General features: G+C 67.2%; 11 protein-coding genes. 8 read left to right on the top strand and 3 right to left on the bottom strand.

Annotated features, from left to right (window positions below; genetic code table 11):
- Positions 1 to 1,238: 1,238 nt before the first annotated feature.
- Complete coding sequence (locus tag ACTWLT_RS18940) at positions 1,239 to 3,653, bottom strand: low temperature requirement protein A (protein ID WP_445319535.1); 2,415 nt, start codon at positions 3,651 to 3,653, stop codon at positions 1,239 to 1,241.
- Positions 3,654 to 4,293: 640 nt separating this feature from the next.
- Here ACTWLT_RS18940 and ACTWLT_RS18945 point away from each other — a divergent pair.
- From ACTWLT_RS18945 to ACTWLT_RS18960, 4 genes are all read left to right on the top strand, one after another.
- Positions 4,294 to 5,091, top strand: a complete 798-nt coding sequence (locus ACTWLT_RS18945; RefSeq protein ID WP_445319536.1) for an ABC transporter ATP-binding protein — start codon at positions 4,294 to 4,296, stop codon at positions 5,089 to 5,091.
- Positions 5,088 to 5,849: an ABC transporter permease gene (locus tag ACTWLT_RS18950; protein WP_445319537.1), complete on the top strand. Its 762-nt coding sequence runs from the start codon at positions 5,088 to 5,090 to the stop codon at positions 5,847 to 5,849. Before ACTWLT_RS18945 ends, ACTWLT_RS18950 begins: the two co-directional genes overlap by 4 nt.
- 44 nt (positions 5,850 to 5,893) lie before the next feature.
- Positions 5,894 to 6,673, top strand: a complete 780-nt coding sequence (locus tag ACTWLT_RS18955) for a MerR family transcriptional regulator (RefSeq protein ID WP_445319538.1) — start codon at positions 5,894 to 5,896, stop codon at positions 6,671 to 6,673.
- 575 nt (positions 6,674 to 7,248) lie between these two features.
- Positions 7,249 to 9,384, top strand: coding sequence for an MMPL family transporter (locus tag ACTWLT_RS18960; protein ID WP_445319539.1), 2,136 nt, complete (start codon positions 7,249 to 7,251; stop codon positions 9,382 to 9,384).
- A gap of 306 nt (positions 9,385 to 9,690) precedes the next feature.
- Here the strand turns inward: ACTWLT_RS18960 and ACTWLT_RS18965 are convergent, their stop codons facing one another.
- Together ACTWLT_RS18965 and ACTWLT_RS18970 are read right to left on the bottom strand one after the other, a co-directional pair.
- Positions 9,691 to 10,278 (bottom strand): DinB family protein, encoded by a 588-nt coding sequence (locus tag ACTWLT_RS18965; protein WP_445319540.1) that lies wholly within the window; start codon positions 10,276 to 10,278, stop codon positions 9,691 to 9,693.
- A 303-nt stretch (positions 10,279 to 10,581) separates the two neighbouring features.
- The gene (locus tag ACTWLT_RS18970) at positions 10,582 to 11,550 is read right to left on the bottom strand and encodes a DUF6183 family protein (protein ID WP_445319541.1); all 969 of its coding nucleotides are present in this window, start codon (positions 11,548 to 11,550) and stop codon (positions 10,582 to 10,584) included.
- A gap of 486 nt (positions 11,551 to 12,036) precedes the next feature.
- Here ACTWLT_RS18970 and ACTWLT_RS18975 point away from each other — a divergent pair, with 486 nt between their 5' ends.
- The 4 genes from ACTWLT_RS18975 (at position 12,037) to ACTWLT_RS18990 (ending at position 14,204) form a co-directional block, all read left to right on the top strand.
- On the top strand, positions 12,037 to 12,390 hold the full coding sequence (locus ACTWLT_RS18975) for a hypothetical protein (protein ID WP_445319542.1): 354 nt from the start codon (positions 12,037 to 12,039) through the stop codon (positions 12,388 to 12,390).
- Positions 12,391 to 12,562: 172 nt separating this feature from the next.
- On the top strand, positions 12,563 to 13,078 hold the full coding sequence (locus ACTWLT_RS18980) for an SRPBCC family protein (RefSeq protein WP_445319543.1): 516 nt from the start codon (positions 12,563 to 12,565) through the stop codon (positions 13,076 to 13,078).
- A gap of 150 nt (positions 13,079 to 13,228) precedes the next feature.
- Positions 13,229 to 13,549 (top strand): immunity protein CdiI family protein, encoded by a 321-nt coding sequence (locus ACTWLT_RS18985; RefSeq protein WP_445319544.1) that lies wholly within the window; start codon positions 13,229 to 13,231, stop codon positions 13,547 to 13,549.
- Between the two features lie 202 nt (positions 13,550 to 13,751).
- A complete protein-coding gene (locus ACTWLT_RS18990) occupies positions 13,752 to 14,204 on the top strand; it encodes a hypothetical protein (protein WP_445319545.1) in 453 nt (150 codons plus the stop codon).
- The last annotated feature ends 317 nt before the right edge of the window (positions 14,205 to 14,521 follow it).

The raw sequence follows: 14,521 nt of genomic DNA on the forward strand, positions 1-14,521 counted from the left end.
CACGGTCGGCGGGCTCGGTGTCGGCGGCGTGACGGGTGACCTTGGCGGCACGCTACACGGCGTCGGCAGCATCGCGGGGGACCTCGGTGTCAACAGCGACGCGCATGCCAGCGTGGATGGCGGACTCCTGGGCGCCTAACCGGCGGCCTGCTTTGAGCTGAGACTTGGAGCAATGCGGAAGCCGGGTCGCGTTCCATCGCGCGGTTCCCGGCCTCCGCAATTGCTTGCCGGGGCCTCGTTGGCATGCGGTGCGGCTGGGCGGGCGCAATCCCGGCGAGCCGTTCGCTGCGTCGAGCCGGCTCTCTACGACCAGGGAGCGTCACCTCGACCACCCTCGTTGCCTGGATCGAGTCCTCAAGGCGCACCGTCACGCCGACCGCCCACATGGAACCCGCTCTGCAACCCGCTCCGAGCTGAGGGGTCAAGGTTCAGCCGGCGGGGCCGGATGGGTGGCGGCTTCCCGTCGTCCGGGAGCTGGCTTGGCGGGAAGGGTGGACAGGCGGCTGCCGTAGCGGGTCAGCGGGGTGCCGTTGACGGTTGGGGTCATATGAGCGTCCTCCTTGGTGCGGTGCGCGCCCGGGGCGCGCAGAGGCGACCGGCCCACCGGGTGCATGGGCCGGGTCGAGGAACCTGGGGTCAGGTGGTGCGGGGTGGTTGGTGCGACCTGCGGGGTCGCCGCGCGGTGCGCGTGCCGACCGGCCGGAGCGGGTGGGCGGGGCGCATCGGGTAGATGCGGCGAGGGATCCCTGAGGTGGGACCGAACCGGGTGGAGCGTTATGTGGGTGAGGGTGTTGCCAACGAAGGTAGCGGCGGGCTCTCACAGCGCTCCCCGGCCGCACCGCGGCCCAAGAACGCCCTTGGCCTGCGCTGTGAGAGATCAGCATCCCTGACGGGCGGGTGGCCGGCGCGAACGTTGTGAGAGCCGACCCCACTCACAGGCGATCTTGTTGCCTGAGAGCTTGGTAAGTGAGGGTCCGGGCGAAGATGGGGCGCGCTGGCTCGGCCGGAAGGTCGAGGTCGCTGGCCAGGGTGAATCCCAGGGGGTCGGGCATTATCCTGCGGCCGAGCGGCACCGGTCAGGCTGTGCGTGGGCGGGCACTCTCTGCTGCCTCAATGGCGGCACGCCGGCGAGAGAGGATTGGCAAGGCGCTCGGCCAGGAACGGAGTTCATCCCGTCCTCGGCACGACGACCTCGTGGGTAGCGCGGCTCGGACGATGGCGGTGGGGATCGCGGCGGGTTAGCTTATGGCGTTCGTGGGCCGGTTGTTGGTCAGGATGGTTGAAGGTGGTGGCTCGTGTAGCCGCCGCCGTAGGTCGGCGGCGTGGTGGGAGTCGATCATCATGACGGCGGCGGTGGCGGCTGTCAGGATGGTCAGCGCCCACAGCGGCGGCAGTGGGCTGGTCACCGGTGCGAGGATCGCCACCAGCAGGATCCCGGTGGCCCGGACCCAGCGGATCTGGCGCCGGGTGCGCCACCAGAATGCCTGGTTGGCGAGGAGATAAATGAGCACTCCGGCGAAGAGGATGGCGTGCCCCAGCGGGGTACGCGCCGGTCCCGACGGGTCACTGACCACGTCGAGGGTCTTCTGTATGCCGAAGGCGAGTAGCATCAACCCGACGATCATGGGCAGGTGCAGGTAGGCGTATGCGTCGCGGGCCAGGGCGGCCCGCTGGTTGTCGGTCCGGTCTTGCATGACGCGCTCTCCGACGATGGCGTCCGTGTCGAAGTACGCCCACCAGAGCGTGGCCAGCAGGACCATGCTGGTGGCGCTGGCGACGATTACCGACCAGGAAATCGCGCGGCCAAAGACGGCCACCCCCGCCGAAATGATCGATTCGCCCAGTGCGATGAGGATGATCAGGGCGTACCGGTCGGTCCAGTGTTTGGCCGAACTCACCTGCCAGAACCGCCGAACGAGGTAGCCCCCGGTGAGGTCGACCACGATGGCCGTCAGCCAGAGGCTCGCCACGAGCGGACTCAGCTCCTCCGGGGCATGCGGCCGCGAGGAAGCCAGCGCGGCGAACAACAACAGGACGAGCGCGGCCACCGTCGGAACGCCCGCCCGCAGCATCTGGGCGTGCGGTGCCCGGTCCGGACGGACGACCAGCCGGAGCGCGATCAGGTGCAGCACGCGCAGCGCGATGTAGCAGAGCACGACGATCATCGGACCGGGCAGGCCGTCGGGTACAACGTCGAACGCCTGCGGGATAGCGATGCCGATCGTCAGGGTCAGCGCCACGACCAGCAGGACACTCAACCGAACGGGGATGGACTCGCTTCGAAGGACGTTCCCCACCTGGGTGTAGAGGGACCAGGCGACCCACAGCAGGCTGAGCACCGCCAGGGCCTCAGCGACCCCGACCCCGGTGGGATGCCGGGTCATCAACACGGTGACCTGGATAAACGTGTAGACGACCACCAGATCGAGGAAGAGTTCCTTTGGTGTCACCCCGGTGGTGGCGGCATGGACCGCCGCCTCCGCCGCCTGCTTGTGCAGCAAGTGATGCCGCCGTCGGAAGACGGTGAGGTCGGCCAGGACCATACTGGTGAGAACCGCGGCGAGCAGCCCCACCGCGCCCACTGGCGGCAGGCGGACCGCGACCGGAGCCAAGGCAGTCACCAGGACGATCCCCAGCAACGGGCTACGACCCAGCAGCCGGATGGTGCGGTGCTCGAGGGTCACCAGCCCGAGCAGGTAGACCAGGACACCTCCGTAGAGGACGAGTGCGCTCATCTGGTCCCACCGGTACGCGGTGGCGGGCTCGACCGAACTCAACGCGCGTTTGAGCCCCAGCGCGATGAGAACGAGACCGATGATCATGACCACGTGCAGGATGCTGTACGCGTCGCGGCCGAGCCGTGACCTGCTGGCTGCCGGCCACCGCTGCAGCGCCTGCTCGGCGGCGAATCCGGCGATGTCGAAGTAGCGCCACCAGAGCACCGCCACGACGACGAGGCTCAGGGCGGAGCCCCCGATCACCGACCAGGTGATCGGGGGGTTACCGATGAGGCCACGGGCAGTGCCGATCGAGATGATCGTCTCGCCCAACGCGATGAGCACGACCAGCCGGTGCCGCTCGGCCCAGTGAGGGACGGACACGATCCGCCAGTTGCCCGCGCCGAGCGCCCGCACGCCGATGAAATCGACCACGGTGGCGGCGAAGAACAGGGCCAGTTGGACGGACCCTCTGTCGACGCCCGCTGGCAGGTGGCGAGGGAGTAGCGCACCGCACAGCAGCAGGACCGCGCCGCCGGAGAACGGCAACCATGCACGTAAAAGGGGTCCTCGGGTCCCATCCGAAACGGTGTACGTCAACATCAGTAGCGCGCCGAGCTGGGCCAACAGGAAGGCGACGACGAAGATCAACGGCCCGAACAAGCCACCCGGCCGATCGGTGAAGGTCACCGGCGCGGCGATCCCGGTCAACAGGATGGTCGCGGCCACCCCGAAGATGAGCGGCCGCACGATTCCCTGGTCCAACCTGACGAGGTTGCCGAGCACGGTGTACAAGCTCCAGCACCGCCAGAGCAACAGAACCACCAGCACGCCCTGGAGCAGGCCCTCGATCCGGAAGTCCTCCGTGACAAGGTTCGTCACGTTCAGGAACGCGTACACGAACACCAGGTCGAGGAACAGCTCCAACCGGGTCACCCCGGGCCCACCGGGGGATAGTTGAATGCCCCCGAGAAATCGCGCAGGACGCTCACCGGAATGCCACGCCAACCGGCTCCTGGTCACGTCCCCCACTCTGCCAAGCGGTAGGCGGACGAAGGCCGAATTCAGCCAGCCCGCCCGCACGAAGCCCGCCGGGATCACCGTCCGTCACAGAGCCCTTCACATATGCCGGACGTCGGCGAACTCACGCGGATAGCTGGGGACCAGTGCTGTCACCACCAAGGTTCTGGGACGGGTTCACTCCAGCGTCATACGCAGATGTAACCGCCGGACCTGCTGGTGTCCGCCAGGACGCGTGGTGCGATAGGTGTGCTGGTGAAGCGTCGCTATTCGATTCCTGCGGTATGCATCCTCGAGAGGTCGTCGGCGCTGACCGAGGGATCCTTCGCTCCGGCCTGATCCTTGTGCCGTCGTCCCCTCCGCACGTGCGTAACAAGCGCTACCCACTTCGCCGAGGCCGCCCGCCGCTGGCAGGCGGCCGGGCACCTGCCGGCAGGAGCGATCATGAGCGGCGGCGTTCACGGCTCACGGTAGATGGCCGCCCCGACCGCTAATCCGTAGATCCTGCTCCGCGGGCTTGACCCTGACGCTGCGTCAACCCTTCATGCTGGCTGCCATGAGCATCCCGCCAACAAGTGATCAGGTCGAGCAGGCCGCGATACGTGTGCAGGGCCTGGAGAAGTCGTTCAAGCAGGTGAAGGTGCTACGTGGCGTGGACCTCGACGTGGCTCGGGGGAGCATCCTCGCTCTGCTCGGCTCCAACGGGGCGGGCAAGACCACGATAGTCAAGATCCTGTCCACGCTTCTCAAGGCCGACTCAGGGACCGCCCGAGTCAACGGCTTCGACGTCGCGGCGCAGGCCGCCAAGGTACGCGAGTCGGTCAGTCTCACCGGGCAGTTCGCGGCGGTCGACGAGATCCTGACCGGGCGGGAGAACCTCGTCCTGGTTGCCAAGCTCAGGCACCTCAGCGGGCCGGGCGCCATCGCGGACGAGCTACTGCGGCGTTTCTCGCTGACCGAGGCGGGCAGCCGGAGGGTGGCGACGTACTCCGGTGGCATGCGCCGTCGTCTGGACATCGCGATGAGCCTCATCGGGAATCCGCCGGTCATCTTTCTCGACGAACCGACGACCGGGCTGGACCCGGAGGCCCGCATCGAGGTGTGGCAGGCCGTCAAGAAGCTCGCCGAGGGCGGCACCACCGTGCTGCTCACGACGCAGTACCTCGACGAGGCCGAGCAGCTCGCTGACCGGATCGCAATCCTGCACGAGGGGCGGATCCTCGTGAACGGCACCCTCAACGAGCTCAAGCAGCTCCTGCCACCCGCCGAGGTCGAGTACGTCGAGAAGCAGCCCACCCTCGAGGACGTCTTCCTCACCCTCGTCGGCGCCAAAACGGAGAAGGAACAACAATGAACAGGCACTTCCTCGGCGACACCGCCGTCCTCTTGGGACGCTCGCTGCGCCACGTCGCCCGTAGCCCGGACACCATCATCACCACCGCGATCATGCCGATCGCCTTTATGCTGCTGTTCGTCTACGTCTTCGGCGGCGCGATCGAGACCGGGTCCGACTCGTACGTTGAATACCTGCTGCCCGGCATCCTGATCATCACGATCGCCTCGGGTATCTCCTACACCGCCTTCCGGCTTTTCCTGGACATGAAGGGCGGCATCTTCGAACGGTTCCAGTCCATGCCGATCGCCCGATCCTCCGTGCTGTGGGCGCACGTTCTGACCTCGCTGGTCGCCAACCTGATTTCGCTCGTGGTGGTCGTGCTCGTCGCCCTGATCATGGGCTTCCGTTCGGGGGCGGGCGTGCTGGGCTGGCTCGCCGTCGCCGGCATCCTGGTCCTGTTCACCCTGGCGCTCACGTGGATTGCCGTGATCCCCGGCCTCACCGCGAAGACTCTGGACGGCGCGAGCGCGTTCTCGTACCCGCTCATCTTTCTACCGTTCGTCAGCTCGGCCTTCGTGCCCACCGAGTCCATGCCCGGCCCGGTTCGGGCCTTCGCCGAGCACCAGCCGGTGACCTCCATCGTCAACGCGATCCGGGATCTGTTCACCCAACAGTCGGTCGGCACCGACATCTGGATCGCCCTCGCCTGGTGCGTCGGAATCCTCGTTCTCGCCTACCTGTTCGCCAACCTCACCTACCGGCGCAGAATCTCCTGACTCGGCTTCGACCAGGGCTGGGGGAGTAGGGGCAGGATCAGAGCATGCTGACGATCAGTCAACTGGCGGCCTATGCCGGCGTCACGGTACGGGCGGTGCGGCATTACCACCAGATCGGGCTACTGCCCGAGCCGCAGCGGGATGCGTCGGGTTACCGGCGATATGGCGCCATGGCGGTCGTGTCCCTCATCAAGATCCGCACCCTCGCCAACGCCGGTGTGCCGCTGTCTGAGATCGGTCAGATGCTCGAGGCCGACGTTGCGACCTTCGCCGCAGCGATTCAGAGGATCGACAATCATCTGTGCGAGGAGATCGAACGGCTGGAGACCAGCCGCAAGCAGATCGCACAGCTTGCTGCCGGTGACCGTCTGACGCTTCCACCGGTGGTGATCGCCTATCTCGATCGGCTGCGGGAGATCGGGGCGTCAGAACGGTTGGTGGAGGGTGAGCGGGATGGGTGGATCCTGATGGCGGCTCGCTGGCCCGATCGCGTCCACGAATGGATGCCCGGCAAGACCGCGCAGCTCGATGACCCGCAGCTCCTTCGGCTCTATCGGCTCCTGTCGGAGATCTTCGAGAGCGACGTGAGCGACGACGCGCTGCTGGAGGAGGCTGCCGACATCCTGGCCGGCCTGGCCGAGCAGGCGTACCGCTCCGGGGAGATCGACCTGGGCGAGGTTGCGCAGGACGATTTGCCGTTCGATCTTCTGGACGCGCTGGCCGTTGAGGCCGACCCGCGGGTGGGGCGGCTGCTGGATCTGATGCGCGAGCGTGGCTGGGCGGGTTTGGCCCGGCTGGAGCGGCTCCCCGGGCCGCCGGACTGACCTGCGGGCGCCGTTCCACGCACCTTGGTTCCGACTACTCGCGCCGACAGGAGGCTCGGGTCTGCTACGGGCTGATCCTGGCCGGGTCGTGAGGCCTAGACGCCGCCTTTGGTCGCCCCCACATCGCTGGCGCTGATCGGGCCGGCCCACCCGTCAGCGCCCCCTGAACACCCGCAGGCGGTTCGTATCGGACGTTCAGCGCGCTTCGCTCGTGGCTGTGGTCAGGCCGGTTTCGAGGGCGTTGACCGCGTGACGTGATGGCATCATCCTGAGCCAGGCTGATTGCACGTTGAGCCAAACGGTGCCACAATGGCACCACGGGAGGTGAGGCTGTGCGGCAAGAAGCTGCACATCGAGGGCTTCGATCAGACGCGGCGGAGGTCTCCCGTCCCGGCCGCAGGCACCAAAGTCGTTGAACGGCACTGCCTCCGTAAGTGGCAACCCACTCCACTGTTCTCCGCCGCCTAGTTGGCACTCCATGACGGGTGGACGTCGCGGCAACACACCATCGATGACAGGAGTTCTCCTGCATGTTCGCCAGATTCGGACGCGCCATCGTCCACAATCCATGGAAAGTGATCGCGGTATGGCTCGTGCTGCTCGTCGGCTCGTTCTTCGCGCCGTCCCTCGCTGATCAGGTCAGCACCGATCAGGCCAGCTTCCTGCCGTCCCGCTACGAGTCGGTGCAGGCGCAGCAGGTGGCAGAACGCGCGTTCGGCCAGGGCGACGGGGCGAGCGCCACCATCGTCGTCAAGCGCGTCGACGGCCAGCCCCTCGGCGCCGCCGACACCGACCGGGTCGGCCAACTCGCCCAGACACTCCAGAGCGCCGGCATCGACCGGGTCGGCACCGCGGTCACCGGGCCGCAGGCCGTTTCACCGAACAAGCTGGTGCAGCTCGTCAACGTCTCGCTCACCGGCCCGCCCGCCGACCCGGTGCTCGGTGACGCGGTCGTGTCGATCCGCGACCAGGCGAAATCCACGCTGCAAGGATCTGGCCTGTCGTACGCGGTGACCGGAGATGTCGCCCTCCTCGTCGACAACCAGGACGCATTCGACACCGCACTGCTGGTTGTCAGCATCGTGACCCTGGCCCTGGTCGTCGGCCTCCTGCTCATCATCTACCGCAGCCCGGTCGCGGCCCTCCTGCCGGTCGTGGTCGTCGGCGTGGTCTCAGCGGTGTCGAGTGCGGTCATCACCCTGTTCGTCAAGGCGTTCGGCATGCAGGTGGACCAGTCGCTGCTGACCATCCTCACCGTGGTGCTCTACGGCGTCGGCACCGACTACATCGTCTTCCTGCTGTTCCGCTACCGCGAGCGGCTACGTGCCGGTGACGCCCCGAAGAACGCGCTCGCCACGGCAGTCAGCCGGGTTGGTGAGGTCATCGCGTCGGCTGCCGCGGCGATCGTGATCGCGTTCGGCGCACTTCTGCTCGCGGTGTTCGGCGGCTTCCGGAGTCTCGGCCCGGGCCTCGCCATCGGGGTGGTCGTCATGGCGATCGCCGCGGTCACGCTGGTGCCGGCCATCGTCTCGCTCATCGGCCCCAAGGTGTTCTGGCCGTCGAAATCCTGGCAGCGCACTCCTCGGGGCAGCGTGTTCCAACGCCTGGGCCGGTTCACCGGACGTCGGCCGGCGGTGGTCGCCCTCGCCTCGGGCGGCGTCATGGTCGCGTTGGCGCTGGGTGTGTTCGGCCTGAAGGTCGACTACGACCAGGTCGCGCAGCTGCCCGCCAACACCGAGTCGGCGCGCGCCCTGGATGACCTGAAGACCGGGTTCCCCGCTGGAGCCCTCAATCCGACCACCGTCTACGTCCGCGCCGATAACGGCCAACGCCTCGACCCGGCAACACTCAGCGGCTACGCGCAATCATTGGCCCAGGTCGCCGGGGTCGGGAGCCTGATGCCCGCCCCTGACGGCAGTCCTGTCACCGTCAGCTCGGACGGCACGATCGCCCAGATCAACCTGCTGCTGAACACCAGCCCGTACTCGACGGCAGCGCTCGACCTGGCCGGTGACGACCTCCGGCAGGTGGCCCACGACCAGGCCCCGGCCGGGACGACCGCGCTGGTTGGCGGCGTCAGCTCGGTCTTCGCCGACATCCGCGACGCGAACAACCGCGACCTGTGGGTGATCTTCCCGGTGGCCGGGGTGCTCATCGCCGTGATTCTGGGGCTGCTCCTGCGCAGCCTCGTCGCCCCGGTGTACCTCATGATCGCCGTCGGCCTCGGCTTCATGGCGACGCTCGGCGCGACCGTCCTGGCCTTCCAGGGCATCGGTGGCCGATCGGGCCTGTCATTCTCCCTGCCGATCATCCTGTACCTGTTCGTGGTTGCGATCGGCACCGACTACAACATCCTCATGATCGCCCGGCTCCGCGAAGAGGCACGAGCCGGCAACGACCCGCGCACCGCCGCCTCGCTGGCGATCCAACACGCTGGACCGTCAGTGGCCGCCGCCGGTCTGATCCTCGCCGGCACGTTCACGTCGATGCTCTTCGCCGGGGTGTCGTTCCTAACCGAGATGGGCTTCGCGGTCTCGGTGGGAATCGTCCTGTCCGCGTTCATCATGTCCCTGTTCCTCGTCCCCGGGGTCACCGCGCTCCTTGGCCACACCGCCTGGTGGCCGGGGCATGGCGACGCCGACCGGTCAGTCCCGGCGGCGGGGCCGACCTCAGCCAACGAACCGAGGTCGCAGGGCGCACCGGTGCGCTGAACGATCGCGGCACGCGGTGGGCGCGGGCCGAGCGTCCCGCCCACCGCGTTCCCCGCCAACGTTCCCCAAGCCGTACGCGAGGCCGCCGCCTCGACCGCGCCGATCGCCGACAAGGGCCGGGCGGACCAAGAATCGGCGGGCAGTCCAAGGCGCCTTAACGATGCCCGAATCTGGTGGCCGCAAGGTAGGGCTGAGAATTTTTCGTGAATCCGGCGAAGTCGACGTAGTCGTCGAGTTGGACGACGACGGACTGCAGCCCACGGAGCGTCACGGAGTCCACGTAAGTTTCCGAAGCTCGATCGCCGATTACCGAAGAGTCGTATTCGGCGCGGGTACGGCTCCGTCCTGCCAGCGATAGAGGTCGCGCAGCAGGGAAATCTCGGCGCCATGATGGATCAACTCCCTGTTGACGTGCAGGACGATGCTCTCCATGGGACGCCGCTCGGGACCCGCCGTGGGCGGATTCTCCAGGTCAGCGTCCGAGAGTTCGCGGACCCCCGCGTTCCATCTCCCATACATCTCATCGAGCTGTTTTAGCGCCTCGTCAGCGGTCCCCGCGTAGGCGAATGTCTGGGACTCGACGTCCTGGCCGCCGAAGTGCCATCCGACCCGATAGCCCAGGCACGAGACGATGATGTGCGCCAGCCGCCAGGCAATCGTGGTCACCGGCGCGGGCGCCGGCGCCGACGCCGGGTCAGGGGACGCGGAGTCCACGGTCCACTCTCCCGAACCTGCCGACATCGGTGCGGCCGACGTGCCGCGTGGGCGGATGCTCCAGCAGCCGCGCACCGGCTCCCAGAAGTACTCCTCATCGGTAAGACCGTCCAGCCGCGGCCGCAGGTTTCTGTGCCAGTACCAGTCCAGTTGCTCCGCGAGCCGCTCGCTTCTTGTCATTTCCGCACCTTACATACAACGGTGGCGCTGGCTGCGACCCTCGCGGACGCCGGCAGATCGCCGACCCAGGGGCATCGCATGGGACGACGAGTTGCGGCAGCGGGTCCAGCGCAGCCCGTGGCTGATCCGGGCGCTGAACGTCGTGCGGGACCGATCCCGAACGCTGACCTGCATCCGCGTCGTGACCTGAACCAGACCTCGAAGCCCAGGGCGGATGCCGTCGATGCGCGCTTCTGCCGGCCGGTGGCTCCCGGATCTTCGACGTGCACGGGTGTATGGCGTTGACCGACCCTTCTTGTTTGGTCAGTCGAAGTCGTTGCCGGTGAGGACCCAAGCGATGCCCTGCTCGGGGTCTTCCATCGCCAGGTGCAGGTACCAAATCTCGTCGTCGGGCTCCTGCCAGGCGACGCAGTTCAGGCGTTCGACAAACGCTGTGACGCTGTGCGGATCCGTGGCAGGAGCCACTTCAGCCATACCGCCAAGTGCCCTCCACAGAACTGTCCGTCCCAACGCCTGTCCGGTTCGACGCGCGTACGCGCCATCACCGGTGGCCAGGTGCACCAGGGCGGAGTAGACATCGGCGAAGCGGACCTGTGATCCCTCGCGGCCCCGCCGGCCCTCCCGCCGTTGGCCCCTGGGCATCCTGGCCTGGTCGGTGGCCACCATCGAGGCTGCTTCCCATGCGGTGCCGTGGAACGCATACGCCTGCGTGGCCGATGACAACCCGTCCAGGAGCGGCACCGCGTCATGCTGTGCCGGCCGAACGGCGGCCGCTGGAAGCGGCATCGGGCCGGCCAGACGGCTCGGAAAGGCCCACATGGTGCAGCCCGAGCTGCCGGTCCGGTCGTACTCGGAAATGTCCAATGCGCTGTACCAGCCAGCCGCTTCCCACGGTTGCAGGCACAGCGGAGCACCGAGCAGTTGGGAATCAAGGTCGGCGGGACGGAGATCCTCACCGTGCAGCACGCGAGTATGGGCTACCAGGTGCCGCATGCGCAGGTTGATCAGGTGTGGAGACAGCTCTCGCCACGTATGGAGCTGCGCTAAAACCTCCCACGGCGGCCCCGGGTACCCCCGGTCATCGTCGGGAAACAGTTCGGCCGCGGCGGCGGCGATCCCGGCTGGTGCCTCCAATGCCACGACGTGGGCTACCTCCCGCCGTTCGCCGACAGGCCCCGCATCGACTGTGGCAGCGAAACTCAGCAGGTCGTGCCAGCGTCCAGCGTCGGCCAACAGGTCGAGGTTGTTGTATGAGACAACAGGTGAGGTCACCTCGTCATCCTGCCGACCGCAAGGAGCGACGGCGCATCAGGGTTAGCTCCGTGAAGTCTTCGGCCAAGATCCGTGCGGGCCAGTCCTCGGGGGCCTTCGCCAACAGATCGAGGACCAGCTCCTCGATCGTTGCGCGCACGTCGGAGCGGAGGGTCCGCAGAGGTGGTAGGGGCCCGGTGACGTGCTGGTGCCACAGTTCAAGTCGCTAGCACGGGCGAAGCCCGTCACCGCCCCTACCTGCACCGACGCATCTCAAAGGAGCTGAGCAAGCAGGAAATCCGCGCTGCCTCACGCGCTACATCATCCGCGACGTCTACAACGCCCTGCTCGCCGACTTCGCCGCCCTCACGCCTAGACCTCCGTAGGAGCATCGGGATGGCAACAGCCCGCAGTCTGTGGGCGTGCCCGATACGTGCAGCGCCAAGATTGCAGCCGGACCTGCCCGCATGTGATCCTCCGACATGTGAGCGGTTCAGACGACGAGGCATGGTCGGCCTACCTGAACGCGCCCGCGACCTCGCCGAACAGATCCTTCGTGCGGACGAACCGTACGACCTCGGCTTGCTGTTCATGGGCGAAACGCTCGACGTCATGACCATCGGCGAGTACGCAGACAGCATGTACTGCGTGTGGGGCGCGCTCACCGACTGGGTTGAACTCAAACCAGACGAGCAGGATCGCGCCTTCGCCGAGATGACTCGCGCCGCACGCGAATGGCTCGCACTGGATCCCCACGACAACGATGCGGTATTCAGATACTTCGATTACTGGCTGTACGACGTCTGCGGCTACGAGCGGCCGCCGGCCCAGCCCACTGATGCTACGGGCGGCACTGAGTGACTATCTGAGTGACGATCACGACGGACGCCGGGGGATGAGAACACACGACAGGGGGACCGTCATACGGCTAGGAACAGGCGAAGCAGCAGGTGGCGGAGCAACGTTGGTTGCCTTGGGGCCAAGTGCTCATCCTGCTGCGCTCGCTGCGCGACCAGAAGCCTACGGTGGTGGTGTGCCGCGCATCGAGCTCACTACGGACGTGCAGGCAGCCCTGGAGACCGTCTTCTACGCCTGCCTCGATGTTGAGATGCACGCCGAGTCCATGGAAGGTAGTGCCGAACGGGCGGTCGGCGGCGTAACGACCGGCCGGTTGACGTCCGGCGATGCGGTCACGTGGGAGGCCAGGCACTTCGGCCTTCCCTGGCGGATGACCGTTCGGATCACTGACTACCGGCAGCCGCACGGCTTCACGGACGAGCAGATCCGCGGTCCATTCGGTCGATGGCGCCATGAGCACAGCTTCACGCCGAACCGGGTTGACTCCTCGGCCACGCTCATGCGCGATGTCATCGACTTCACTGCGCCAATGGGACCCGTTGGTGGCCTCCTGGCCAGCCTCATCCTGCGGCCGTACCTGCAACGGCTCATCGCACGCCGCAACGCCTATCTTGCTGCCACCCTGGCAATGCTTCCTCGCCCAGCCCATGAGGATGGGACTACAAGCATGCATGCTGACGGCGGGGCATAGATGGGGCACAAGACAGCGTGAAACGTCGTGAAGTAGCCATCGGCGATGGCAATCCCAAGACGCCGTGTGAGCAGGCGTCGAGGCCTCTCCTGCTGGTGGCAAGGCAGCGGCTCTTAGTTCCGCTTCAACTCCTCTACGTAGCCTGGCCTAGTGCTGATCAAGGTGATGTACGACTACGGGTGCTGGCCCTTGTGGGTTCGTGAAGAGGACGGCGGCGTTCACGAGCCGAGCGATCCTGCCACGCTCGGACTCTCTCCCGGCCTCGTGGGGCGACTGGCGGCCTGGCAGCAGTGGTCGGAATCCATGGTCAACATTGCCGATCCGAGTGACAGCAGAGCCGTCGGGGCAGAGGAGGACGCAGCCTTCGCTGCCGAGGGACGTCTGTTGGCGGCGCGTGTTGCGGGAGAACTACCGCAGGCTGTGGTCTGGTTCTACGACGGCAGCAGGGCTGACACGGCCGGACCAGACTGAGTCAGGCCCAGGGCGCGGCTGTCGACAGCAACGGTGACAGCAACAGGCCGGGACGAGGACGGCCGACAGCCGCCGGGCGCGGACAATCGCCCGGGCTCAGGGATGCGGACGGACACGCCCGGACGGTGCGCGCAGCTCTTACAAGCGAGGGGTATAGCGCAACGCGGTGGACGGGGATCAGCGGAGCCACGAAACTCGGCGTGTGATCGACATGCGAGACGTCGGGGTGCGGGTCCTGGCCGGTGACCTGGCTAGCGAGGAGCTGCCGATGATTGCGGCGCAAGCGCTTGCCGAGGGGCTGGATGGACCATCGTTGCGGGAACTCGCTGGGCTCTCGCGAGGCGAGTACCGCGAGGCGCGCGAGCTGCTGGACCAGGTGGTCGACGAGTTGGGCTTGCCTGAGCTGCCAGACGACGAGCAGGCCGTCTGGGAGGTGGTGGTCTCGTATGCGCGACGTTTGGTGTCCGGGGCCATCGCGCCGGTGGATGGCGCGCATGCCATCGCCGCCTATGCCGGGTCTCTGGGGTTCCCGGCGCCCCTTGCCACGTTCGCCTTCCTGGCAGACCTGTGGGAGGACAACGCGGCCGAGCGCGCCCAACTTGAACAGGACATGGTGCGCGAGGCGGACGCAGTGCTGCGGGGCGTGGGCGACTAACTGGGCGACGATCGGGTCGGATGCCATGGACGGGCACGGGACGAGCGTGGATCATCCCAGCAGCCGGGAGCCGACAAAGCAGCAGGTAAGCGCGCTGTGATCGTTGCCCGGGGGACAGGGAGTCCGCCGCCTTGGCGACACGTCGGGCGCAGTCATGTGGAAGGGCGCCGCTGGCCGGCTAGGTCGCCATCCCTCAGCCAGAGCCTTGCGGACGACTGCCGCGACCGTCGACGGAAGAACAGGGATCGACGGGCCGCCGATCCAGTTGCTCGGGTGGTCCTGAGTCACGCTGGCCTTGCAGTCGGCTTGCTCGATGG

This window comes from Micromonospora yongxingensis, from assembly GCF_052601155.1.

Excerpts from the sequence above, each read along its gene's own strand:
- ACTWLT_RS18945 (WP_445319536.1), top strand. The coding sequence starts at position 4,294 with ATGAGCATCCCGCCAACAAGTGATCAGGTCGAGCAGGCCGCGATACGT.
- ACTWLT_RS18950 (WP_445319537.1), top strand. The coding sequence starts at position 5,088 with ATGAACAGGCACTTCCTCGGCGACACCGCCGTCCTCTTGGGACGCTCG.
- ACTWLT_RS18955 (WP_445319538.1), top strand. The coding sequence starts at position 5,894 with ATGCTGACGATCAGTCAACTGGCGGCCTATGCCGGCGTCACGGTACGG.
- ACTWLT_RS18965 (WP_445319540.1), bottom strand. The coding sequence starts at position 10,278 with ATGACAAGAAGCGAGCGGCTCGCGGAGCAACTGGACTGGTACTGGCAC.
- ACTWLT_RS18975 (WP_445319542.1), top strand. The coding sequence starts at position 12,037 with ATGGTCGGCCTACCTGAACGCGCCCGCGACCTCGCCGAACAGATCCTT.